This is a genomic window from Inquilinus sp. NPDC058860 (assembly GCF_042743185.1).
GTDB lineage: Bacteria > Pseudomonadota > Alphaproteobacteria > DSM-16000 > Inquilinaceae > Inquilinus.
In genome coordinates, this window is record NZ_JBHYMS010000044.1 from 44,369 (window position 1) to 66,869 (window position 22,501).

17 protein-coding genes and 2 tRNA genes are annotated in these 22,501 nt (G+C 69.6%); 10 read left to right on the forward strand and 9 right to left on the reverse strand.

Annotation, left to right across the window (positions count from 1 at the left end):
- Positions 1–8 precede the first annotated feature (8 nt).
- The 3 genes from ACFW16_RS25625 to ACFW16_RS25635 form a co-directional block, all read right to left on the reverse strand.
- Positions 9–932, reverse strand: a complete 924-nt coding sequence (locus ACFW16_RS25625; protein ID WP_380310397.1) for a calcium-binding protein — start codon at positions 930–932, stop codon at positions 9–11.
- A gap of 125 nt (positions 933–1,057) precedes the next feature.
- Positions 1,058–2,125 (reverse strand): hypothetical protein, encoded by a 1,068-nt coding sequence (locus tag ACFW16_RS25630; RefSeq protein WP_380310399.1) that lies wholly within the window; start codon positions 2,123–2,125, stop codon positions 1,058–1,060.
- A gap of 72 nt (positions 2,126–2,197) precedes the next feature.
- Positions 2,198–3,520 carry a dicarboxylate/amino acid:cation symporter gene (locus ACFW16_RS25635; protein WP_380310401.1) on the reverse strand — a complete coding sequence of 441 codons (1,323 nt, stop codon included), beginning with the start codon at positions 3,518–3,520 and terminating at the stop codon, positions 2,198–2,200.
- A 392-nt stretch (positions 3,521–3,912) separates the two neighbouring features.
- Between ACFW16_RS25635 and ACFW16_RS25640 the strand changes: the two genes are divergently transcribed.
- The 3 genes from ACFW16_RS25640 (at position 3,913) to ACFW16_RS25650 (ending at position 7,910) form a co-directional block, all read left to right on the forward strand.
- Entirely contained in the window at positions 3,913–5,805 is a 1,893-nt protein-coding gene (locus ACFW16_RS25640) for an ATP-binding protein (protein ID WP_380310403.1), read from the forward strand.
- Complete coding sequence (locus ACFW16_RS25645; protein ID WP_380310405.1) at positions 5,802–7,154, forward strand: sigma-54-dependent transcriptional regulator; 1,353 nt, start codon at positions 5,802–5,804, stop codon at positions 7,152–7,154. The genes ACFW16_RS25640 and ACFW16_RS25645 overlap by 4 nt, the downstream gene beginning before the upstream one ends.
- Positions 7,155–7,355: 201 nt before the next feature.
- The gene (locus ACFW16_RS25650; RefSeq protein ID WP_380310407.1) at positions 7,356–7,910 is read left to right on the forward strand and encodes a chlorite dismutase family protein; all 555 of its coding nucleotides are present in this window, start codon (positions 7,356–7,358) and stop codon (positions 7,908–7,910) included.
- A gap of 76 nt (positions 7,911–7,986) precedes the next feature.
- Here ACFW16_RS25650 and ACFW16_RS25655 read toward each other — a convergent pair whose 3' ends face one another.
- The 4 genes from ACFW16_RS25655 to dxs all read right to left on the reverse strand — a co-directional run bounded on the left by ACFW16_RS25655 (position 7,987) and on the right by dxs (position 11,380).
- On the reverse strand, positions 7,987–8,289 hold the full coding sequence (locus tag ACFW16_RS25655) for a type II toxin-antitoxin system RelE/ParE family toxin (RefSeq protein ID WP_380310409.1): 303 nt from the start codon (positions 8,287–8,289) through the stop codon (positions 7,987–7,989).
- Positions 8,286–8,537 carry a type II toxin-antitoxin system ParD family antitoxin gene (locus ACFW16_RS25660; RefSeq protein WP_380310411.1) on the reverse strand — a complete coding sequence of 84 codons (252 nt, stop codon included), beginning with the start codon at positions 8,535–8,537 and terminating at the stop codon, positions 8,286–8,288. Before ACFW16_RS25660 ends, ACFW16_RS25655 begins: the two co-directional genes overlap by 4 nt.
- A 73-nt stretch (positions 8,538–8,610) precedes the next feature.
- The gene (locus tag ACFW16_RS25665) at positions 8,611–9,171 is read right to left on the reverse strand and encodes a hypothetical protein (RefSeq protein WP_380310413.1); all 561 of its coding nucleotides are present in this window, start codon (positions 9,169–9,171) and stop codon (positions 8,611–8,613) included.
- 292 nt (positions 9,172–9,463) lie between these two features.
- Positions 9,464–11,380: a 1-deoxy-D-xylulose-5-phosphate synthase gene (gene dxs / locus ACFW16_RS25670; protein WP_380310416.1), complete on the reverse strand. Its 1,917-nt coding sequence runs from the start codon at positions 11,378–11,380 to the stop codon at positions 9,464–9,466.
- 328 nt (positions 11,381–11,708) lie between these two features.
- Between dxs and ACFW16_RS25675 the strand changes: the two genes are divergently transcribed.
- The 4 genes from ACFW16_RS25675 to ACFW16_RS25690 all read left to right on the forward strand — a co-directional run bounded on the left by ACFW16_RS25675 (position 11,709) and on the right by ACFW16_RS25690 (position 15,791).
- Positions 11,709–11,800: transfer RNA gene (locus ACFW16_RS25675), tRNA-Ser, on the forward strand.
- Positions 11,801–12,198: 398 nt separating this feature from the next.
- Positions 12,199–15,243 carry a hypothetical protein gene (locus ACFW16_RS25680; RefSeq protein WP_380310418.1) on the forward strand — a complete coding sequence of 1,015 codons (3,045 nt, stop codon included), beginning with the start codon at positions 12,199–12,201 and terminating at the stop codon, positions 15,241–15,243.
- 134 nt (positions 15,244–15,377) lie between these two features.
- A tRNA-Thr gene (locus ACFW16_RS25685) sits at positions 15,378–15,453 on the forward strand.
- Between the two features lie 134 nt (positions 15,454–15,587).
- Positions 15,588–15,791, forward strand: coding sequence for a hypothetical protein (locus tag ACFW16_RS25690; protein WP_380310420.1), 204 nt, complete (start codon positions 15,588–15,590; stop codon positions 15,789–15,791).
- Between the two features lie 104 nt (positions 15,792–15,895).
- On the opposite strand, the gene ACFW16_RS25695 is transcribed toward ACFW16_RS25690, so the two are convergent.
- A complete protein-coding gene (locus ACFW16_RS25695; protein ID WP_380310432.1) occupies positions 15,896–16,357 on the reverse strand; it encodes a YaiI/YqxD family protein in 462 nt (153 codons plus the stop codon).
- A 108-nt stretch (positions 16,358–16,465) separates the two neighbouring features.
- Between ACFW16_RS25695 and ACFW16_RS25700 the strand changes: the two genes are divergently transcribed.
- The 3 genes from ACFW16_RS25700 to ACFW16_RS25710 all read left to right on the forward strand — a co-directional run bounded on the left by ACFW16_RS25700 (position 16,466) and on the right by ACFW16_RS25710 (position 21,102).
- Entirely contained in the window at positions 16,466–17,530 is a 1,065-nt protein-coding gene (locus tag ACFW16_RS25700; protein WP_380310422.1) for a DNA topoisomerase IB, read from the forward strand.
- A 543-nt stretch (positions 17,531–18,073) separates the two neighbouring features.
- Entirely contained in the window at positions 18,074–19,750 is a 1,677-nt protein-coding gene (locus ACFW16_RS25705) for an ABC transporter permease (RefSeq protein ID WP_380310424.1), read from the forward strand.
- Positions 19,751–19,761: 11 nt separating this feature from the next.
- Positions 19,762–21,102: an AAA-associated domain-containing protein gene (locus ACFW16_RS25710; RefSeq protein WP_380310426.1), complete on the forward strand. Its 1,341-nt coding sequence runs from the start codon at positions 19,762–19,764 to the stop codon at positions 21,100–21,102.
- Positions 21,103–21,179: 77 nt separating this feature from the next.
- Here ACFW16_RS25710 and ACFW16_RS25715 read toward each other — a convergent pair whose 3' ends face one another.
- On the reverse strand, positions 21,180–22,391 hold the full coding sequence (locus tag ACFW16_RS25715) for an aminotransferase class V-fold PLP-dependent enzyme (protein ID WP_380310428.1): 1,212 nt from the start codon (positions 22,389–22,391) through the stop codon (positions 21,180–21,182).
- Positions 22,392–22,501 lie beyond the last annotated feature (110 nt).

Sequence of the window (22,501 nt, forward strand, 5' to 3'; positions counted from 1 at the left end):
GACGACGGTCAGAGGATGAAATCGTCGCCCGCCAATTCCGTCAGGCCCAGGACCTCGACCGCGAGGTCGGCGGCGCGGTCACCGTCGGCATCCGCCGAGACCAGGAGATCATCCCCGCGGACCTCGGCGCGCAGCTCGCCGGCCGCGCCGGTGAAGGCAGCGGTGCCAATGAAGGTGAAGGCCTGATTGCCCGCCGTCGTCAGATCCGCGTCGATGCGTGAGAGATCGATCCTGTCCCGGAAGGTGAAGTCGAGGATGGTGTCTTCCTGGCCCGGCAGGCTCTCCGCCAATCGGTCGATCCGGATGATGTCGGCACCCGCGCCGCTTTCAAGGCCGTCGGCACCGCGGCCGCCGACGAGAACGTCGTCGCCGGCCCCCCCTTCCAGACGATCCGTCCCGCCGCGGCCGGAGAGAAGATCGTCGCCTCTCCAGCCGTCGAGGAAATTTCCTCCATCCGTTCCGACAAATATGTCGTGCCCAGCAGTGCCGGAAATATCTTCAAAGTTGAGGACAGGCGTCTCGTAGAATACGCCCGGCTCGTCGTCAGGCCCGAGAAGCGCGGTTCCATTCTCCAGATGCACGAAAGCGCCTCGGCCGTCGGCGTAGAATCTATCCTTGCCTTCGCCGCCGTCCAGAAAATTGCCCTCTCCCAAGCCAGGCCCCGGCCCCAGGAAGAAAGCGACATCATCCCCAGCACCGCCATGAAACTCGACATTTTCGATCTTGGCGTCGCCGTTCACGAACATATCTTCCGAACCCGGGCCGCCGTAGATCGTATCGCCGTCATCGTCGAGCCAGAGGGTGTTGTTCCCCGTATTCCCACCATCCACTTGGATCACATCCGATCCAGTATAAGCATAGATATAGTTATATTCGTCGTTAGCCGGCACGAGAATATGATCGTCGCCATCCGTTCCGTGGATCTCAGCCATTTCATGCCTCCGCGAGCGAGAACTCTACCGCAGAGAGTTACATTCAGTGGCCGAGTAGTAAATATTTTTACCTTAATGCATATATTGAACAATATTTGCCAATCAAGATAATATGACTGAATCGATCACGGCGAAGTGCAGCCCGGCCGGTCGAACAGCGCAGCCAGGCCGCAGGCCGAGGTCAGCATGCGGTCGCCGTCATGGCCGACACCCGGCACCAGCAGCAGGCGCTGCCGGAACCCGTCCGGATGGCGGCCGCGCAGATACTGGACATAGGCCTCGCCGCGGGCGAGGCGATAGGGACCCTGCGCCTCCGCCATGCAGCTCTTGTCCAGCGCCGGGTGGTTCGGGTCGGTGTCGGCGGTGCCGAGCAGATAGGTGACGTCGCGGCCGAGATAGGCCTGCTCCAGCGCTGCCGGCGTCGCCATCCCGGCATAGCCGGGCAGATCGGCCATGCCGTATTTCCAGCGATCGAACTTCGGGCAGGATGCGGCGCCGGCGAAGGGGGCGAAGCCGCCCTCCCCGTCCGGCCGGTCGGGGCTGAAATAGGCGTAGGAGGACGGGTTGGCGACGACGTAGCGCACGGCGATGCCGGCCGCGACCGGCGCAGCCTCGCCGCGGCCGAGGATGGCGTAGCGCTGCACCACCTGGCCGCCGCCGGAATGGCCGGCCACCACGATCGTCGTCAGATCCGGAAACAGCGCCCGGTCGGCCAGCCGGGCCAGGATTGCGTCGAGCGCGGCGAAGGCGCTGACCGGCGCCGGGCCCCTGGCATCGCCGCCGCCTTCCCAGCCGGTGGTGCCCCAGCGCAGCGTCGCGGCCGGCAGGCGATGGGCCTGCGCATCGATCTCGGAGAGGAATTGCGGCACGACCAGGACCGCGGCCTTGCCCGCCTCCCCCGCTGCCGCGAGCGCCTTCTCGGCCGAGGCGCGGTAGACGTCGGCATTGCGCAGCCGGCCATGGATGACGATCACCGCCCGGGTGACACCCGGAAGCGGCCGCGACCAGTCGCGCGAGACATAGAGCGCCAGCTCGCCGCTGCCGGCCGGTGTCGTTACCGGCAGACGCCGGTCGGCGACTTCCTTGACCGGCTTCCCGGGCGGGCTCTCGTCGGCCGCCAGCAACGGCAGCGCCGACAGGGTGACCAGGGCCGCTGTCGCGGCGAGGACACCGAGGACGTATCGCAGGACCATGCCGCGCCTCCCTATGATCCCGGCCCCCTGCACGTGGAAAGGGCGGCGAACCGTCGCCCGCCGCCCCCGATATCACTCCGCCGGGGCGGGGGCCACGCCCTCGTCCGGCGCCGGCAGCGGCTCGCCGGCCAAGGCGGCCCGCAGCCGGTTCTCGTCGAGCGCGCCCTCCCAGCGCGCGACCACGACGGCGGCGACGGCGTTGCCGACGATGTTGGTCAGGGCCCGGCACTCCGACATGAAGCGGTCGACGCCCAGGATCAGCGCCATGCCCGCGACCGGCACGGTCGGCACCACCGACAGCGTCGCCGCCAGGGTGATGAAGCCCGAGCCGGTGACGCCGGCGGCACCCTTGGAGCTGAGCATCGCCACCAGCAGCAGCAGGATCTCGTCGCCATAGGACAGGTGCGTGTTCGTCGCCTGGGCGATGAACAGCGCCGCCATGGTCATGTAGATGTTGGTGCCGTCGAGGTTGAAGGAATAGCCGGTCGGGATCACCAGGCCGACCACCGGCTTGGCGCAGCCCGCGCGCTCCATCTTCTCCATCAGCGACGGCAGCGCCGCCTCGGACGAGCTGGTGCCCAGCACCAGCAGCAGCTCGGCCTTGATGTAGCGGACCAGCGCCAGCACCGAGAAGCCGTTGTAGCGGGCGACGGCGCCGAGCACGACCACCACGAAGATGATCGCGGTGACATAGAAGGTGCCGACCAGGAAGGCCAGGTTGACGACCGATCCGATGCCGAACTTGCCGATGGTGAAGGCCATGGCGCCGAAGGCGCCGATCGGCGCCGCCTTCATCAGGATCGCGACGACCTTGAACACCGCGCCCGACACCGCCTTCAGGAAGTTCAGGACGGGCGCGCCCTTCTCGCCGGTCATGGCGAGGCCGATGCCGAACAGCACCGAGACGAACAGCACCTGCAGGATGTCGCCGCCGACGAAGGCGCTGACCATCGTCGTCGGGATGACGTTCAGCAGGAAGCCGACGATCGACTGGTCATGCGCCTGGGTGGTGTATTTCTCCACCGCCTTGGGGTCGAGCGTCGCCGGGTCGATGTTCAGGCCCGCCCCCGGCTGGACCAGGTTGGCGATCACCAGGCCGACGACCAGCGCCAGGGTCGAGAACACCAGGAAGTAGATCATCGCCTTGGCGCCGACCCGGCCGACCTTCTCCAGGTCGTGCATGCTGGCGATGCCGGTGACGACGGTCAGGAAGATGACCGGCGCGATGATCATCTTGACGAGCTTGATGAAGCCGTCACCGAGCGGCTGCAGCGCCGCCCCGGTCTCGGGCCAGAAATGGCCGAGCAGGACGCCGATCACGACCGCGATCAGCACCTGGACATAGAGATGGCGGTAGAAGGGGATGGGACGCGGGGCGGCGTCGGCGGTGGCCATGGCACACACTCCTCGGGGCGCACGGGCCGCGATGACCGCGACGCCGGCATGGGGTTTCCTGCCGCCCCGGGGATGCCCCTTCTTGCGGACGGCCCCCGCAAGGGTGCAATCGCCGTGCCAGCCGAGGGGCATTGACGAAATTTCCGTCAACCCTTTGATCAAAAGGGACTATTCTCTGCCGTTATCGCTCACCGACGGCTTATCTGTGCGAAATCCCGCACACACTTGGCTTGGGCCTGGCGGAGATCCGCACACATGCGACCGAGCAGAGGCGTTGCCTCTGCCGCAAGCGAGACTTGTTCAGAATTCCCCAACACCATCATTGCTGCGAGGAATGGACGTTCCTCAAGCGGGGGAGGCAACGTCAAGAGCGCGGTGCTAGACTTTCCAGCATGACCGCCGTCGACCGTACTCTCGCCGCCGCAGCCCCGGCCCGGCTCGCCGTGGCGGCCGCGCCGCACCGGTGGCGCAGCTGGGCGGTGTTCGCCGCGATCGGCGCCGTCCTGTTCGCCGCCGTGGTCTGGCTGGCCGGACCGGTCGGGCGCGACCGGGCGCTGGACGAGATCGCGCGTTCGGCCGAGGCGGCGCTCGGGCTGCACGTCGCCATGCTGCGTAGCGAGTTGGAGAAGCAGCGCTCCCTGCCCTTCGTCCTGGCGCAGGACCCGGATGTCCGCGCCGCGCTGACCGCCGCCAACGACCGCCAGCGGCTGGACGGGATCAATGCCAAGTTCGAGGCGCTGAGCCGGGGCACGCGGGCGGCGGTGATCTATCTGCTGGACCGCGGCGGCACCGCGATCGCCGCCAGCAACTGGCGCGAGCCGATCAGCTTCGTCGGCCAGCACTACGCCTTCCGCGCCTATTACCAGCACGCGGTCGAGACCGGCGAGGCCGAGTTCTTCGCCATGGGCACGATGAGCCGCAAGCCGGGCTCCTACCTGTCGCGCCGGATCGACGGGCCGAACGGGCTGCTCGGCGTGATCGTGGTCAAGGTCGAGTTCGACGAGATGGAGGAGGCCTGGGGCCGCTTCGCCGAGACCGCCTTCGTCACCGACGAGCGCAATGTGGTGCTGCTGACCGACGTGCCGGAGTGGCGCTTCCGCAGCTTCGGCCCGCTGCCGGAGGCGGAGCGCGCCGCGGTGCGCGAGAGCCTGCAATACGGCGGCGCGCCGCTCGACTCGCTGCCGATCGCGCCGGACGCCGCCTCGCCCCGGCCCGAGGCGGTGACCGCGACCTTGCCGGGCGCGCGGATGCCCGGCCGCTTCCTGGCCCTCTCGGCGCCGGTGCCGACCACCGGCTGGACCCTGCACCTGCTGGCGCCGACTTCCCCGGCCGTCGGCCGCGCCATGATGGACACGCGGCTGATCGCCGGGCTGGTGACGCTGCTGGCCTTGGCCGCCGCGGCCGCCCTGCTGTACCGCCGCAACCGCGCCCTCACCAACATGGCGAGGCAGGCGGCGATGCGGGCGGAGCTGGAACGTCGCGTCGCCGAGCGCACCCGGGCGCTCAACGACGCCAATCGGCGCCTGACCGAGGAGATCGAGGAGCGGCGCCGGGCCGAGCAGCGCCGGCAGCAGCTGCAGGAGGAGCTGACCCAGGCCAACCGCCTGGCCATCCTGGGCCAGGTCGCGGCCAGCGTGGCGCATGAGATCAACCAGCCGGTGGCAGCGATCCGCGCTTATGCCGACAACGCCTCGGTGTTCCTGGAACGGGAAAAGCCGGCGGCGGTGCGCGAGAACCTGTCGACCATCGCCGGGCTGACCGACCGGGTCGGCACCATCACCCAGCACCTCCGCGCGTTCTCGCGCAAGGCGACCGGCCGGATCGAGGCGACCTCCTGCGCCGATGCGGTCGAGGGCGCGCTGATCCTGACCCGGCCGCGCATCCGCCGCCAGTCGGTGCGGCTGGTGCAGGACCTGCCGCCGGGCGATGTCCGGGTGGTGGCGGAGCGGGTGCGGCTGGAGCAGATCCTGGTCAACCTGCTGCAGAACGCGCTCGACGCCGTGGCCGGCCTGCCCGACCCGGAGATCCGCATCGTGGTGGACGCCACCGTGGACGTGGGGGGGGCGGAGGAGGTTAGGATCGCCGTCTTCGACACCGGCAAGGGCCTCGACCCCGACACGATGAAGGCGCTGTTCATCCCCTTCGCCACCTCCAAGCCGGCCGGGCTGGGTCTCGGCCTGGTGATCTGCCAGGACATCGCGCGGGACTTCGGCGGCAGCATCGCCGCCGGCAACCGTGATGGCGGCGGGGCGGTTTTCACCGTCAGCCTGAAGCGGGCCCGATGAGCGCGGGGCAAGTGGTCTTCGTCGACGACGAGGCCGAGATCCGGCACGCCAATGTGCAGAGCCTGGAGCTGGCCGGCTTCGAGGTCACGGCGCTGGACTCCGCCCGCGCCGCGCTGGCGGCGGTCGACCGCGACTTCCCCGGCGCCGTGGTCACCGACATCCGCATGCCCGAGACCGACGGCCTGTCGCTGTTCGGCCAACTCCGCGAACGCGACCCCGATCTGCCGGTGATCCTGATCACCGGCCACGGCGACATCGCCATGGCGGTCGGCGCCATGCGGGACGGCGCCTACGACTTCCTGGCCAAGCCCTACCCGGCCGAGCGGCTGGTCGACAGCGTCCGCCGGGCGGTGGAGAAACGGCGCCTGGTGATCGAGAACCGCGGCCTGCGCGCTGCGCTGGAAGCGGCCGACGACCTCGCCTTCCTGGGCGACACGCCGGAGATGGAGCGGCTGCGCGATGCCGTGCGCAACGTCGCCGACGCCGATGTCGACGTGCTGGTGCTGGGCGAGACCGGATCGGGCAAGGAGGTGGTGGCCGAGGCGCTGCACCGCTGGAGCAGCCGCCGGTCGAAGCCGCTGGTGGCGCTGAACTGCGGCGCGCTGCCGGAGAGCGTGATCGAGAGCGAGCTGTTCGGCCACGAGGCCGGCGCCTTCACCGGGGCGCAGAAGCGCCGCATCGGCCGGATCGAGCATGCCGATGGCGGCACCCTGTTCCTGGACGAGGTCGAGAGCATGCCGGCGGCGCTGCAGGTGAAGCTGCTGCGGGTGCTGGAGGAGCGGGCGGTGGAGCCGCTGGGCACCAATGAGCGCCGGCCGCTCGACCTGCGCGTCGTCGCCGCCACCAAGACCGACCTCGCCGCGGCGTCGCAGGAGGGCCGCTTCCGCGCCGACCTCTACTACCGGCTGAACGTGGTGACGCTGCGGATCCCGCCGTTGCGCGAGCGCCGGGCCGACATCCCGCTGCTGTTCACGCATTTCCTGGCCCGCGCCGCCGAGCGCTTCCGCCGCGACCCGCCGCCCCTCAGCGAGGCGGTGCGGCGGCACCTGCTGGACCATGACTGGCCGGGCAATGTGCGCGAGCTGGCGCATTTCGCCGACCGCGTCGCGCTCGGCCTCGGCGGAATCGACGCCCCGGCCCCGGCAGAGACGCCGGCCAGCCTGCCGGAGCGGGTCGAGCGCTACGAGGCCGCTTTGCTGCGCGAGGCGCTGGCGGCGCACAAGGGCGACGTGCGGGCCACCACCGAGGCTCTCGGCCTGCCGCGCAAAACCTTCTACGACAAGCTCACCCGCCACGGCATCGACCCGAACGATTACCGGGCGGAGCCGATCGGACGGCGGGCGGGATAAAAGCCGGGAGCTGGTGCGGGCCGATCCGAAAGGCGCCGTAGCCGGGAGCGACGCGACGACGGCGCCCGTCAGCCGCGCCGGCGCCGCTCAACTTCGGCGATGATCTGGTCGATCTCGGCCAGAACTGCTGATCCGGCTGCAACCGATTTTCCCTGACCAGAGGCATTGCACCCGACGCTCCCGCCATGCTCAGAATGCGGCATGCCTTCTCCGCTTCTCGTCACCTTCGCCGCCGGCCCGTCGGGCCCGTGGCAGATCGATCGGATCGATGCTGTGATCGGAGATCCCCTGCCCATGGCCGGCCGCCTGGCCGTGCTGGAGGGGCCGCAGCCACAAGCGGCCGCGGACGGCGCCTGGACGCTGCGCGGCACCACCAGCAACCAGCGCTATACGACCCGGCCCGAGGCCGACGCCCTGGCCGCCCGGCAGCAGGGACTGGGCCGGCCGGAGGCGACCCGGGCGGCGCTGATCCCGATCCGCAAGACCGAGGCCTGGTGGGCCCTGGCCCAGGACGAACGCCGCGCCGTGTTCGAGGAGCAGTCGCGCCACACCGCCATCGGCCTGGACTACCTGCCGGCCGTAGCCCGGCGCCTGCATCACGGCCGCGAGCTGGGCGAGCCCTTCGACTTCCTGACCTGGTTCGAATACGCGCCCGAGCACGCCGACGCCTTCGAGGCGCTGGTGCGCCGGCTGCGCGATACGACGGAGTGGCGCTACGTCGACCGCGAGATCGACATCCGTCTGAGCCGGGTGTGAAAAAGACCAACTGTAGGCTGGGTTCGCGACAGCGAACCCAACACCGAAAAGCCGAGCCGATCGGACGGCGGGCGGGCTAGAGGTCGTCCAGCAGCGCCGGCAGATCCCTGGCGCCATGCAGGATGCGAGCGATACGCGGCGGTCGGCGGGCTGCGTTGTAGACGAGGATATACGGAAATCCGCTCAAGACGAGGAAGCGGTACGGCGCTGCCGCCAGATGCGGACGCGGCACTCCGATATTGGTCTGGCGGCCGATACGAGCAGCGGCGTCGTCGACGGATTTCCGGAATGCCCGGGCAGCGCTCGGATTGTCTTGCGCAATCCACCGTGCGGCCTCGGTCAGATCGCGAAGGGCCTGTCGGGAGAGTGTGGCTTTCACCGTTCGGCTTCATCGATGATGCGATCGACCTCGGCCAAGGCATCCTCGATGGACACATCGCCCTCCCGATCGGTCTCCTCCTCCACCCGACGCAGCATCGCCGTGAAGGCCTGACGGCGCTCCTCGGCCTCCTGCAGCAGGCGAAGGCCGGACCGCACCACCTCGCTGACGTTGTTGTAGCGCCCCTCCTCCACGCATCTGCGGGCGAAGCGCTCCAACTCCGGCGTCAGATGGACATTCGTTGCCATGATCGAGCCTATGTCAAACCTTGACATAAGATGCGATCGAAACGGTTCTTGTGCAAGCGGCGCACGTCACGCGTCACGGCAGCTTGACGAAATCCGCGTCGATCGTGGTCTCGACCTTGCCGTTCACCGCACGGGTGTAGTGCAGCGACAGCTTGCCCGGCGCCGTCAGGGTGCGGCGATAGGTCTGCAGCTCGGTCTGGCCGCCCGACTTTGCCGTCAGCTCGGTGGTCAGCACCGATCCCTCCAGCCGCGCCTTGGCCTGGGCGCCGCTGTCCAGCTTGGCCGACCAGACATTCGGCGTCTTGCCGGGCGCGAACACCGCGGTGTTCTCACGCATCTTGAGCTGGTCGTCATCGGCCTCGCCGTCGCGCGGCCCCTCGGCGCTGCGCCAGCGCAGGAACAGCCCGCCATCGGCCGAGGCGTCGATCACCAGCGCCGCGGCGCGACGGGTGTCGCCCTCGCCCTGGCTGGCGCCGACCCAGGAGCCGCGGAACGCCTCGATCCCGGTCGCCGTCGCCGCCGGCACCGGAGCAGCCGCCACAGCCGCGGGCGGCTTGGTCTCCCCGGATGCCGGAACGCAGGCGCCCAGCGCCGTGATCGCAGCCACCCCCAGGATGGCGTGCCGCAGCCTCATCGTGTCCCCCTTCCCGTCCCCACAGGATCGATTCGACGGCCATCTTCGCCGATGCGCCGCATCCGCCGCACGGGAAATCGGCCCGCACAAAGCAAAACGGCCGCCCCGACAGATCGGGACGGCCGCTTGTTCGGAACCAGGGGGTCGGTCAGAGGCCTTTTGGAAATGCGCTGGCGTGAGTCGGCTGGCGGTGGTTTCGAGAACCGGAGCGCAGCGGACGTTTGGGTCCGTGAGCACCGGAAGCGCAGAAACCGCCGTCAGACGGCCGCGCCAGTAGCATTTCCGAAAGGCCTCAGGCCCGGATCACGCCCGTGGCCGGCGCATCGAGGCCCAGGGCCGCGGCGGCGGTGGCGACGATGTCCTGCGCCGACAGCGCCGCCTCGGAATATTGCAGCTCCGGCTTGTCGTGGTCCTGGAACCGGTCCGGCAGCGTCATCGGCCGCATCTTCAGCCCATGGTCCAGCAGGCCGGCTCGGGCCAGGTGATGCAGCACGATGCTGCCGAAACCGCCTTCGGCCCCCTCCTCCACCGTGATTAGCACGGCGTGGTGGCGGGCCAGTTGGCCGACCAGCTCGGTGTCGAGCGGCTTGGCGAAGCGGGCGTCGGCAACGGTGGTCGACAGGCCCATCCCGCCGAGCACGTCGGCCGCCGCCAGGCACTCCTGCAGCCGGGTGCCGTAGCTGAGCAGCGCGATGGTCGTGCCCTCGCGCAGCACGCGGCCGCGGCCCAGCGCCAGCGGCTGGCCGCGGGCCGGCAGCTCGACGCCGACGCCGTCGCCGCGCGGGTAGCGGAAGGCCGAGGGCCGGTCGTCCAGCGCGGCGGCGGTCGCCACCATGTGCACCAGCTCGGCTTCGTCGGCCGCGGCCATCAGCACCATGCCGGGCAGGCAGCCGAGATAGGGGATGTCGAAGGCCCCGGCATGGGTGGCGCCGTCGGCGCCGACCAGCCCGGCGCGGTCGATGGCGAAGCGCACCGGCAGGTGCTGGATCGCCACATCGTGCACCACCTGGTCGTAGGCGCGCTGCAGGAAGGTCGAGTAGATCGCGCAGAACGGCTTGAAACCTTCGGTCGCCATGCCCGCCGCGAAGGTCACCGCATGCTGCTCGGCGATGCCGACGTCGAAGGTGCGGTTCGGAAAGCGCTGGGCAAACTTGTCCAGGCCGGTGCCGGACGGCATGGCGGCGGTGACGGCGACGATGCGCTCGTCCGCCTCCGCCTCCTGGATCAGCGCCTGGGCGAAGACGCCGGTATAGCTCGGTGCGTTGCTCTTCGGCTTGGCCTGGGCGCCGGTGATGACGTCGAAGCGGCTGACGCCGTGATACTTGTCCGGCGCCGCCTCGGCCGGGCCGTAGCCCTTGCCCTTCTGGGTGACGACATGGACCAGCACCGGGCCGTCATCGGCGTCGCGGACATTCTCGAGCACCGGCAGCAGGTGATCGAGATTGTGCCCATCGATCGGGCCGACATAGTAGAAGCCCAGCTCCTCGAACATCGTGCCGCCGGTGACGAAGCCGCGGGCATATTCCTCGGCCCGCTTGGCGGCGCGCGCCACCGGCTTCGGGAACACCGCGGTGACGTCGCGCATCAGGTGGCGCAGCGAGCGGTAGGAGCGTGAGGAGATCAGCCGCGACAGATAGGCGCTCATGGCGCCGACCGGCGGCGCGATCGACATGTCGTTGTCGTTGAGGATGACGACCAGGCGGCTCTTCAGCGCGCCGGCGTTGTTCATCGCCTCATAGGCCATGCCGGCGCTCATCGCGCCATCGCCGATCACGGCGACGACTCGGAAGTCGTCGCCCTTCAGGTCGCGCGCGACGGCCATGCCGAGGCCGGCAGAGATCGAGGTCGAGCTGTGCGCCGCGCCGAACGGGTCGTACTCGCTCTCCGACCGCTTGGTGAAGCCGGACAGGCCGCCGCCCTGGCGCAGGGTGCGGATGCGGTCGCGCCGCCCGGTCAGGATCTTGTGCGGATAGGCCTGGTGGCCGACATCCCAGATCAGCTTGTCGCGGGGCGTGTCGAACACCCGGTGCAGGGCGACGGTCAACTCGACCACGCCGAGCCCGGCGCCGAGATGGCCGCCCGTGGTCGAGACCGCGTCTATGGTCTCGGCCCTGAGCTCGTCGGCGACCTGCTTCACGTCGGAAGCCGGCAGGAGTCGGAGGTCTGCGGGGGTGTGGATGGTGTCGAGCAGCGGCGTGACTGGCTTCATTCAGCTTCGCTTTCGGCAGGCTTGATCCAGCGGTTCGGGCGGCATCGGCGTCGGTCTCTCTTGCACCGTGACGGCAGACATTCGGCCGAAGCACCCAACAATTTTCCTGCCCGGTAGTCTTTCCAGCACTATAGGGGAGCGATGGCGCGATCAAGAAAATCCGGTGACAGGGCCGTGACCGGATGCCGATTTGCCACACCTTGAGGCGGTCGCGCCACGGCCCTGCCGGAGCCAGCCGGGACGGCTTGCGGGCCGTGTCCGCGGGCCGTGATTGACAAGGCCTCGAAGCCCCCTTAAGAACCCCGACCGAGCGGCACCGCCGCTGGACGGAGGGGTGGCCGAGCGGCTGAAGGCAGCGGTTTGCTAAACCGTCCACGGGGGAAACCCCGTGCCCGGGTTCGAATCCCGGTCCCTCCGCCATTTCTCCGAGATGGAATGCCGGCTATCGAGCCGGACGTGTCCGTCAGCTTGGCCTCGATCGGCCGCTCCGTTCCGCCACCTGCAGCAGGCCTTGCCGCCCGCCGCATTGCCGGCCCGGACGTCCTTTCCGCGCCGCGCCCGCTATAACCCCACAATCGGTTAGAAAGTCGGATTTGCCCCTCCATTCGGGGGGTGACGCCCCTCGGCCCCAATGATCGTATGGCGGCCCACCGCAGCGGTTGCTGCGGCACGGGCCGCGCCCACTCCCGGATGCGCGCGCATCGATCCCGCTGCTCCCGCCGATCCGGTTCGGTGGGCATCCGGATCACGGCGCGTGCCGTTTGCGGATCGAGAGTGGGCGTCGGCATCTGGTGATTTCAACGGAGTGGATTTCATTCATGGGCACCTATACCGGCACCGAAGGCGCCGACACGCTCACCGGCGACGGCGATTCCCTGTATGGCTTTCGCGATAGTCTCTACGGCCTCGGCGGCAATGACACGCTCAATGGCGGTCTGGCGTCCGATACGGCTCTTGGCGGCGACGGCAACGACACGCTCAACGGCGGATTCCAGGGCGACGTCCTGATGGGGGATGCGGGCGCCGATATCCTGCAAGGCGGCTCCGGCATCGACACCCTGATGGGCGGCGAAGGCGCCGACATCGTGCGCGCGGGCACCGGCGACGACATCGTCATCATCGACGATCCAGCCGAAGGCGTCGGCGATCAGGTCGACGGCGGGCTCGGCTTCGACATGCTGGTGATCGACTATTCCGGCCGCTCGGCGGGACTGTCCTTTGCCGTGACCGACCCCGTCGCCGCGCGCACGCTGCCCGGCAGCGCCAGGATCGTGAACATCGAGCAGTACAACATCACGGGAACGGATTTCGCCGACACCCTGACGGGCGGCCGCTGGACCGACATCTTCCTCGGCGGCGACGCCAAGGACACGCTGCGCGGCGGCGGCGGGGCCGATCAGCTCGTCGGCGACGCAGGCGACGACATCCTGGAAGGCGGCAACGGCACCGACGTGCTGACGGGCGGAGACGGCGCCGATTCCGCCCGAGGCGGCTACGGCTGGGACTACATCACGGGTGATGGCGGAGCCGACAGCCTCTACGGCGAGGCGGGGATCGACTGGATCTATGGCGGCGACGACGCCGACCTGCTCGATGGCGGCGCCGGGGACGACACCCTGTCCGGCGACGCCGGGAACGACAGGCTTGTCGGCGGCGACGGCGATGACGACCTGACGGGTGGCTACGGCGCCGATACGATCTCGGGCGGCGCTGGGGATGACATGGCGACCGTGGCGATCGGCCAGGGCGCCGACCAGATCAACGGTGGTGACGGCACCGACCGGCTGGTCGTGACCGGCTTGGCCGGGACCTTCACCGCACAGGCGTCCAGCGTGGTCGGCCAGATCGTCGACGGGACACGCTTCGTCGGCTTCGAGGCCTACACGATCGGCGGGACGGCCGGCGCCAACATCATCCGCGGCTATGCTCTCGACGACGTCCTGAGCGGTCTGGCCGGCAACGACACGCTTGCAGGACGGGCCGGCGACGACGTGCTCGACGGCGGGACCGGCGCCGACGTCCTCGACGGCGCGGATGGAGACGACCTGCTGATCGCCGCCGGCGGCGGTGCCGATACGATCCGCGCCGGCGCGGGCGTTGACAGGATCGAACTGGACCGCAGCGCCTTTACCACGGGGCTGACCTTCACCGTCTCCGGCACCACCGCGACCCTGTCCGAGGGCAGCGTGATTTCCGATGGCGAGATCTTCGTGATCACCACCGGATCCGGCAACGACACCCTCAGGGCCGGGACCGCGCAGCAGGTCGACTTCACCGGCGGGGCCGGCAACGACATCCTCGGCGGCGGCACGGGTGACGACAGGCTGTCCGGCGGCGCGGGCAACGACACCATCGGCGGCGGCGACGGCGACGACACCATCCGCGATGCCGGAGGCGTCAACACCATCAGTGCCGGCAACGGCGACGACGAGATCCAGGTCGACGTGCGGGTGGCCGGCACCAACAGCAGTTCCATCGCCGCCGGAGCCGGCAATGACGAGATCTATGTCGCCGTCGACGGAACCGGCGTCAGCGCGACGTTCCGGATCGACGGCGGAGCGGGCACGGACTACGCCCGGATCGACCGCAACGACGGCACGGCGGACATGACCTTCACGCTTTCGGCGAATGCGGTGTTGGTCAATGGCGGCGTTACCCTGCTCAACGTCGAACGCGTGCATATCGAAACGGGTTCGGGCGCCGACCGGCTGACCGGCGGCTCGCTGAACGACGAGTTCAGGAGCTTCGGCGGCAACGATGTCCTGAAGGGACTCGGCGGCGACGATACGCTGCTCGGCGGCGACGGCGCTGACGTGCTGCAGGGTGGTGACGGCAACGACGTGCTCTGGGGTCGCGACGGGCTCAGCGACGCTTTCGCCGACTCGCTCGACGGCGGCGCCGGCGACGACGCGCTGCACATCAACAAGGGAGACACCGCTGCCGGCGGCGCCGGGACCGACCGCATCTTCATCGATCTCTGGGAAGAAAACGCGGGCGTGACCTTCGCCTTCTCCACCGGCACGGTCAATGTCGACGCCACCACCCGCTTCAGCGGCATGGAGTCGCTGGAATTCGACGGCAGCCGGGGCAACGACACGGTCACCGCCGGGGCCCTGGACGACCGGCTCGAAGGCAACGGCGGAAACGACGTGCTCCGCGGTGGCGCCGGCGGCGACACGATGTTCGACGGCTCCGGCAGCGACCAGCTGTTCGGCGATGCCGGCAACGACAGCATCACGCGCAACTACAGCACCAGCGGCGAGGCCGACCGCTTCGCCGGAGGCGACGGGATCGATACCTTGTCCTTCATGGGCGACATCTTCCTGTCGGTGATCCTGGACCTGGCCGACAACGGCAAGAACAACGGTCTGGCCAGGGGGCTGACGGTGTCGGGCTTCGAGATCGTCAACGGCAGCATCAATGACGACGACATCCGCGGCGCCGCGATCGCGGAGTCGTTCTCGGGCAATACCGGCGACGACACCCTGGACGGCCGGGCCGGCGACGACGTTCTCGAAGGCGGTGCCGGCGGCGACCTGCTGACCGGTGGCGCCGGCCGCGACTGGTTCGTCTTCGGCGCGGATGCCACCGCCTCGGGCGACCAGATCACGGACTTCACACGAGGCACCGACCGGATCGTGATCGAGCGGTCGGGCTTCGGGCTCGATGCCGGCTACCAGCTGTCGCTGGTCACCGGCGCCGATCCGCAGGCCACCGGCAGCGGGCCGCAATTCCTGTTCGAGACCGACACCGGCCGGCTCTGGTTCGACGCCGACGGCGCCGGCAACGAGGCGGAGGCCGGGCTGGTCGTCACCCTGACCGGCATGACCACGCTGACCCAGTCGGATTTCCTGCTGGAGTGACACGCTTGCGAAGCCGCCCGGGGAAACCCTCCCCTGGCGGCACTGCCTTGTCGCGGCAGGATGCCGCCGGAATTGCCGGATCACCCTGCTCCCGCTGGACAGAGGCGGCGGGACTCGATAGGGAATGGGCCGGCGCCGGATTAGCTCAGTCGGTAGAGCAGCGGTTTTGTAAACCGAAGGTCGCGGGTTCGACCCCTGCATCCGGCACCACATCCTCCAGAGTTCTCACGGCTTCGGGCCGCGCAGGCCCGGCATCCGGCGTCGATCGACCGGCCGCCGCTCTTTACGCTTTTCGTGGCGCTCCCATTTCTAGTGTAGGCTGGCTCGACACCTATGGCCGACAGATGACCGACAAGCCCGACAACATCGTTCTAGATCTGCTGCGCGCGATCCGCGGCGACATCGCCGAGGTCAAGACGGACCTCGTCGAACTGAAGGAGCGCGTCGGCAATCTGGAGAGCCAGTATGCCAGCGTGTCCCGGCGGCTCGACCGGATGGCCGGCGACATCGAGCGGATCAAGAAGCGCCTCGATCTGGTCGAGGCGTAGGCCCCTCGTCCGCGTCGCCGGCCAAATCTCGGCTTCGGCGCCCTGCAGGCGCCGGGTGCGGTCGAGGGGCGGCTGAAGGCCGGCATCTGGCCGGACCAGGAGATCTATGTCCGGGACGGCTGGCTGCGCCTGAGCCGCACCACGGCGGCGTCGAGCGCCGACAGGAAGGTGGATTTGTCCTTGGCCACCATCGGCTTGTTGCCGCCGCCGACCGTGCCCATGGCGCGCAGATCGGCCATCAGCGCCCGGCTGGCCAATGCCATGCCGATCGATTCCTTGGTGAACGGCCGCCCGGTGTTGCCGATCACCGTCGCCCCCGCCTTCAGGCAGCGGTCGGCCAGCGGGATGTCGGCGGTGATCACGATGTCCGCCGGCCCGGCGCGCTCGGCGATCCAGTCGTCGGCCGCATCGAAGCCGTCGCCGACGATCACCAGCCGGATGCGCGGGTCGCGCGGCACCAGCACCCCGCCATTGGTGACGACGAAGACCTCCAGCCCGTAGCGCTCGGCGACGCGGTAGATCTCGGCCTTCACCGGGCAGGCATCGGCGTCGACGAGGATGCGGATCGGGTCGGTGGTCACGGCGGTCCTACGGTTGCGGTCGGGACCGGAACCATAGCGGCGACGGCGCCGTTGGTCCAAGCGCCGTTCCCCGAGCAGGACCGCCGCCTCCATATGGCCGACACCGCCGCCCCGCCCGCCCCTTCCCCACCCGACGAGGCGCGGGCGAACGGGCTGCGCTACGTCTCCGACACCGATCCGGGGATCCGGCGGCGCCGGTCCGGCAAGGGCTTCGCCTACAGCCTGCCGGACGGGCAGCCGGTGCGGGATCGGGAGACGCTGGCCCGGATCCGCAAGCTGGCCATCCCGCCCGCCTACACCGATGTCTGGATCTGCCTCGACCCGCAGGGCCATCTGCAGGCCAGCGGGCGCGACCTGCGCGGCCGCAAGCAGTATCGCTACCACCCGCGCTGGAAGGAGGCGCGGTCGGAGACGAAATACAACCGCATGGTCGCCTTCGGCCGCACCCTGCCCCGCATCCGCAAGCGGGTCGATGCCGACCTGGCGCAGCGAGGCCTGCCCCGCAGCAAGGTCCTGGCGGCGATCGTCAAGCTCCTGGAAGCGACGCTGATCCGCGTCGGCAACGACGAATACGTCAGAGCCAACAGGAGCTTCGGCCTGACCACGCTGCGCAAGCGGCACGCCGATGTCGAGGGCGGCGCGGTCCGCTTCGAATTCAGGGCCAAGGGCGGCAAGCTGTACCGTACCGGCTTCCGCGACCGCCGCATCGCCCGCATCGTCCGCTCCTGCCAGGACCTGCCCGGCCACCGGTTGTTCCAGTATGTCGACACCGAGGGCGTGCGGCACTCGGTGAGCTCGGACGACGTGAACGAGTATCTGCGCGAGATCTCCGGCCAGGACTTCACCGCCAAGGACTTCCGCACCTGGGCCGGCACGCTGCTCGCCGCCCGGCTGCTGTCGGCCGCCGATCCCGAGGCGCCGCCGAGCAAGGCCGCGGTGGTGCGCTGCATCAGGGAGGTGGCGGCGCAGCTGGGCAACACCCCGGCGGTCTGCCGCGCCTGCTATGTCCATCCCGAGCTGGTCGAGGCCTTCCTCGACGGCCGCCTGGCCGCGGCCCTGCGCTGGCCGCCGGGCGACGACCCGGACGGCCGCCGCGGCGAGGCCGCGCTGCTGCGCTTCCTCAAGCGGCTGGAGGCCGGGACGGCCGCCGGTGCATGACCTTCGCCTTACAAATCGTACAGGACCGGAATACGGCTTGACCGCTTCGCTCCGCGGAGCGATATCGCCTGGGTCGAGGCCAGTTCCCGACGCAACCAAGGATCCGCCGCTCCGATGAGCACGCCCAGTCGACCTAGCGCGACCTTGCCGGCGCCGACGCAGCGAGCCTGACCCCCGGGTCCGGTTCACCCCGTCGCGCGGCCAGGCCGCGCCGGTGCGAGGTGAACCATGAAGCACCAGTCTTTCAACCATCGTCCGTCCTGTCGGCGCCTCTCCCTGGAGGGCGACGACCGAAGTCGAGGCTGACGCCGGCACCTCGCCGGCCGTTCCGCACCGCGTGTCCCCCCGGATGCGCGGCGATTGCGACTGCCTGCCTTCCGGACGGACATCATGACCTTCCACTATCCCGCCCGCGTGGATCAAACCAGACGCGTGACTTCCACGCGTCTGGACAATTTGATCCACAACTCAACAGTTCATGGTTCGACTTGGGTCGAACCATGGGCGGAGCGTCCGCGCTATCTGCCCAATCTATGGGACCTGGTGGCGTTCGCCCTCGTCTTCGGCGCCATCGTGCTGGTCGCCCATGGCGGCCGCGCCACCCTGGCGCCCTTGGCCGGCCTCGAGCAGACGCCGATCTCGCTCGATCCCCTGGCCCTGCCCGACTACGCGCTGCGCACCACGCTGCGCATGCTGGCGGCGATCGTCGCCTCGCTGGCCTTCACCTTCGTCTACGCCACCGCCGCGGCCAAGAGCCGGCGGGCGGAGATGGTGCTGATCCCGCTGCTCGATATCCTGCAGTCGGTGCCGGTGCTGGGCTTCCTGTCCTTCACCGTGGTCGGCTTCATGGCCCTGTTCCCGGGCCAGGTGCTGGGCGTCGAATGCGCCGCGGTGTTCGCCATCTTCACCTCCCAGGCCTGGAACATGACCTTCAGCTTCTACCAGTCGCTGAAGACCGTGCCGCGGGACCTGGACGAGGCCAGCCGCAGCTTCCGCCTGTCGTCCTGGCAGCGCTTCTGGCGGCTGGAGGTGCCCTTCGCCATGCCCGGGCTGGTGTGGAACACCATGATGTCGATGTCGGGCGGCTGGTTCTTCGTGGTGGCGTCGGAGGCGATCTCGGTCGGCGACACCACCATCACCCTGCCCGGCGTCGGCTCCTATGTCGCCCGGGCGATCGACCAGCGCGACCTCGCCGCCGTCGGCTGGGCCGTGCTGGTGATGGGCGCGGTGATCCTGGCCTATGACCAGCTGCTGTTCCGGCCGCTGGTGGCCTGGGCCGAGAAGTTCCGGTTCGAGCAGTCGGCCGGCGCCACCCGGCCGCATTCCTGGCTGCTGACCCTGGTGCAGCGCACCCGGCTGTTCCAGCTGGCCCTGTCGCCGGTCGGCGTCCTGACCCGCACCGTGTCGCGCCGGCGCTTCGCCTTCATCCCGGCCGGAGCCACCGATGACGGCATGGTCGCGCGGATCTGGTCCAGCCGCTGGGCCGACCGGGGCTTCATCGCCCTGCTGCTGGCGGCGATCGCCTATGCCCTGTGGCAGATCGTCGGCTTCGTCGCCACCGAGCTGAGTTGGGGCGATGCCGGCGAGGTGCTGCTGCTCGGCAGCTTCACCCTGATCCGGGTGGTGGTGCTGATCGCGCTGGCGACGCTGGTGTGGGTGCCGATCGGCGTCTGGGTGGGCTTGCGCCCCCGCGTCGCCGAGCGGGTGCAGCCGCTGGCCCAGTTCCTGGCCGCCTTCCCGGCCAACATCGCCTTCCCCTTCGCGGTGGTGGCGATCGTCCGGCTGGGCCTCGACCCCGACATCTGGCTCGCGCCGCTGATGGTGCTGGGCACCCAGTGGTACATCCTGTTCAACGTCATCGCCGGCGCCAGCGCCTTCCCGACCGACCTGAGGGAGGCGGCGGCCAGCTTCCGCATCGGCGGCTGGAACTGGTGGCGCAAGGTGATCCTGCCCGGGATCTTCCCCTACTACGTCACCGGGGCGATCACCGCCTCGGGCGGGTCCTGGAACGCCAGCATCGTCGCCGAGGTGGCGAGCTGGGGCGACACCACCCTGACCGCGCACGGCCTCGGCGCCTACATCGCCCAAGCCACCAGTGCCGGAGACTATCCGCGCATCGTGCTCGGCATCGCCGTGATGTCGGTCTTCGTCTCGCTGTTCAACCGGCTGCTGTGGCGGCCGCTCTTCACCTTCGCCGCCCGCCGGCTGCGCCTCGACTGAGGGCCACGACCATGTACCAGACCACTCTTTCCCACCCGACCGCTCCGATCGCGAACGACAACCCGGTCCTGATCGACATCGCCGGCGTTCGGCAGGCCTATCACAAGGGCGACAACGACCTGCTGGTGCTCGACGACGTGTCGATGAGCATCCGCGAGGGCGAGATCGTCGGGCTGCTCGGCCGCTCCGGCTCCGGCAAATCCTCGCTGCTGCGGATCATCGCCGGGCTGGTGCCGCCCAGCGCCGGCCGGGTCAGCTGGTGCGGCCGCCCGGTCGCCGGCCCGTCCGAGGGCCTGTCGATGGTGTTCCAGAGCTTCGCCCTGTTCCCCTGGCTGACCGTGCTGCAGAACGTCGAGATCGGGCTGGAGGCCCAGGGCATCCCGGCCACCGAGCGGCGGCGGCGGGCGCTGGAGGCGATCGACCTGATCGGCCTGGACGGCTTCGAGAGCGCCTATCCGAAGGAGCTGTCGGGCGGCATGCGCCAGCGCGTCGGCTTCGCCCGCGCCCTGGTGGTGCATCCCCGGCTGATGCTGATGGACGAGCCGTTCTCGGCGCTGGACGTGCTGACGGCCGAGACGCTGCGCACCGACCTGATCGATCTGTGGATGGAAGGCCGGCTGCCGATCAAGTCGATCCTGATGGTGACGCACAACATCGAGGAGGCGATCCTGATGTGCGACCGCGTCCTGATCTTCTCCTCCAACCCCGGCCAGGTGGCGGCGGAGATCCGGATCGACCTGCCGCATCCGCGCAACCGGCTGGACCCGGAGTTCCGGCGGATGGTCGACGACATCTATGCCCGGATGACCAACCGGAGCCCGGCGGAGAAGGCCGGGCCGAAGGCGGGCTTTCCCGGCACCGGCATCGGCATGGAGCTGCCGCATGTCTCGACCAACCTGATGTCGGGCCTGATGGAGGCGCTGGCCGCGCCGCCCTATAACGGCCGGGCCGACCTGCCGGATCTGGCGGCGACGCTGCAGATGGAGGCGGACGAGCTGTTCCCGATCGCCGAGACGCTGCAGCTGCTGCGCTTCGCCGACCTGGCCGACGGTGACATCCACCTGACCGAGCATGGCCGGCTGTTCGCGGACTCCGATGTCGACCACCGCAAGCGGCTGTTCGCGGCGCATCTCTTGGCGCATGTGCCGATCGCGGCCTTGATCCGACGGGTGCTGGACGAGCGGCCGAGCCACCGCGCGCCCCGGCTGCGCTTCAGCGAGGAGCTGGAGGACTTCATGTCCGAAGACAGGGCAGAGGAAACTCTCCGCGCCGCCGTCTCCTGGGGCCGCTATGCCGAACTGTTCGCCTATGACGGCGAAAGCGGCCAGTTCAGCCTGGAGGATCCGGTGTGACGCCGCGGCCCGTCCCCGCTTCGTAGGTTGGGTTCGCGGTACGCGAACCCAACATCCAACCGCCCAACCTACGTCTCCTACCTCGGAAATCGCAGCAGCGACTCCAGCCCCTTCTGCCCCCGCGCCAGCAGCCGGGCCCGGGCGTCGCCCTGCGGCGGGTCGCCGGCGGCGCCGCGCAGCACGGCCAGCAGCCGCTCCAGCACCAGCTGCGCCTCGCCGTCATGCTGGTTGCAGGGATCGAGATAGAAGTAGCCGTGCTCGACCTCGTGGTCGCGGACGATCACCGGCGGGTCGCCGGCCGCTAGCCGGTCGGCCACGTCCCAGGCGGCCAGGCCGGCCTTGGCCGGGTCGATCGTCACCTTGAGGCGGTCGAGCGGGTTGTCGGTCGGGTCCGGCTCGATCACCGCAGTGACGCCGGGCAGACCGGCCAGGCCCTCGTGCCACAGCTTCAGGTGACCGTCCTCGCGCGCCCGTGCCGCGGCATGGTCGCGCTTCTCCCAGGCGTCGAGCGCGGCGATGGTGCCGACCACGCCCTCCTTGCCGACCTTCATGCCGCGGCCGATGCCCCGGTTCTGCAGGAAGGCGGCGCGCACCAGGTCCTCGCGGCCGGCGACGATGCCGGCGGTCGGCCCGCCCAGGAACTTGTGCGAGCTGTAGATGGCGAGGTCGGCCCCCTTGGCCAGGAAGCCGGTCAGGTCGTATTCCGAGGCGGCGTCGACGATCACCGGCACGCCCTTGGCCCGGCAGATCGCGGCGAACTCCTCGAGCGGGATCTGGCCGTACTGCACGACATGGTGCGAGACCACGTAGAGCGCCGCGGCCGTGCGCTCGGTGATGGCGCCCTCCAGCTGATAGCCCGCCGCCGAGGTGGCGGTGCCGACCGGCACCACCCTGGCGCCGGCCAGCCGCACCGCCTGGTCGACCGGGGCGCCGTAGCTGACCATGTGGCCGACCTGCAGCAGCACCTCGGTCTTCGGCAGGCCCGCGGTGTCCGGCAGCCGCTCGATCGCCAGCAGGTCGTCGCCGGTCATGGCGCCGGCCACGGCCAGGCTGATGCCGGCCGAGGCCGAGGCCGTGACGAAGCCGGCCTCGGTGGCGCAGGACCTGGCGATCCGGGCGCTGGCCTTGCGCTGCAGGTCGGTGATCTCGACGAATTGCGGCAGCATCTCGGCCACGGCCTGCACCGCCTCCGGCACCACGATCGAGGCGCCCAGCGAGGTCATGGTGCCGGAGACGTTGATCACCGGGCGCAGGCCCAGGCGGCGGCGGATATCCTCGTTCGACTTCATTTGCTTCCCCATACCGGCAGGCCAAGAGGTGCTTCCCGACACCTCCCCATGCTGTCATTGCCGGGCTTGACCCGGCAATCCAGAGGGTCTCGACATCCTCTGGATGCCCT

Excerpts from the sequence above, each read along its gene's own strand:
- ACFW16_RS25625 (WP_380310397.1), bottom strand. The coding sequence starts at position 932 with ATGGCTGAGATCCACGGAACGGATGGCGACGATCATATTCTCGTGCCG.
- ACFW16_RS25630 (WP_380310399.1), bottom strand. The coding sequence starts at position 2,125 with ATGGTCCTGCGATACGTCCTCGGTGTCCTCGCCGCGACAGCGGCCCTG.
- ACFW16_RS25635 (WP_380310401.1), bottom strand. The coding sequence starts at position 3,520 with ATGGCCACCGCCGACGCCGCCCCGCGTCCCATCCCCTTCTACCGCCAT.
- ACFW16_RS25640 (WP_380310403.1), top strand. The coding sequence starts at position 3,913 with ATGACCGCCGTCGACCGTACTCTCGCCGCCGCAGCCCCGGCCCGGCTC.
- ACFW16_RS25645 (WP_380310405.1), top strand. The coding sequence starts at position 5,802 with ATGAGCGCGGGGCAAGTGGTCTTCGTCGACGACGAGGCCGAGATCCGG.
- ACFW16_RS25650 (WP_380310407.1), top strand. The coding sequence starts at position 7,356 with ATGCCTTCTCCGCTTCTCGTCACCTTCGCCGCCGGCCCGTCGGGCCCG.
- ACFW16_RS25660 (WP_380310411.1), bottom strand. The coding sequence starts at position 8,537 with ATGGCAACGAATGTCCATCTGACGCCGGAGTTGGAGCGCTTCGCCCGC.
- ACFW16_RS25665 (WP_380310413.1), bottom strand. The coding sequence starts at position 9,171 with ATGAGGCTGCGGCACGCCATCCTGGGGGTGGCTGCGATCACGGCGCTG.
- dxs (WP_380310416.1), bottom strand. The coding sequence starts at position 11,380 with ATGAAGCCAGTCACGCCGCTGCTCGACACCATCCACACCCCCGCAGAC.
- ACFW16_RS25680 (WP_380310418.1), top strand. The coding sequence starts at position 12,199 with ATGGGCACCTATACCGGCACCGAAGGCGCCGACACGCTCACCGGCGAC.
- ACFW16_RS25690 (WP_380310420.1), top strand. The coding sequence starts at position 15,588 with ATGACCGACAAGCCCGACAACATCGTTCTAGATCTGCTGCGCGCGATC.
- ACFW16_RS25700 (WP_380310422.1), top strand. The coding sequence starts at position 16,466 with ATGGCCGACACCGCCGCCCCGCCCGCCCCTTCCCCACCCGACGAGGCG.
- ACFW16_RS25710 (WP_380310426.1), top strand. The coding sequence starts at position 19,762 with ATGTACCAGACCACTCTTTCCCACCCGACCGCTCCGATCGCGAACGAC.
- ACFW16_RS25715 (WP_380310428.1), bottom strand. The coding sequence starts at position 22,391 with ATGAAGTCGAACGAGGATATCCGCCGCCGCCTGGGCCTGCGCCCGGTG.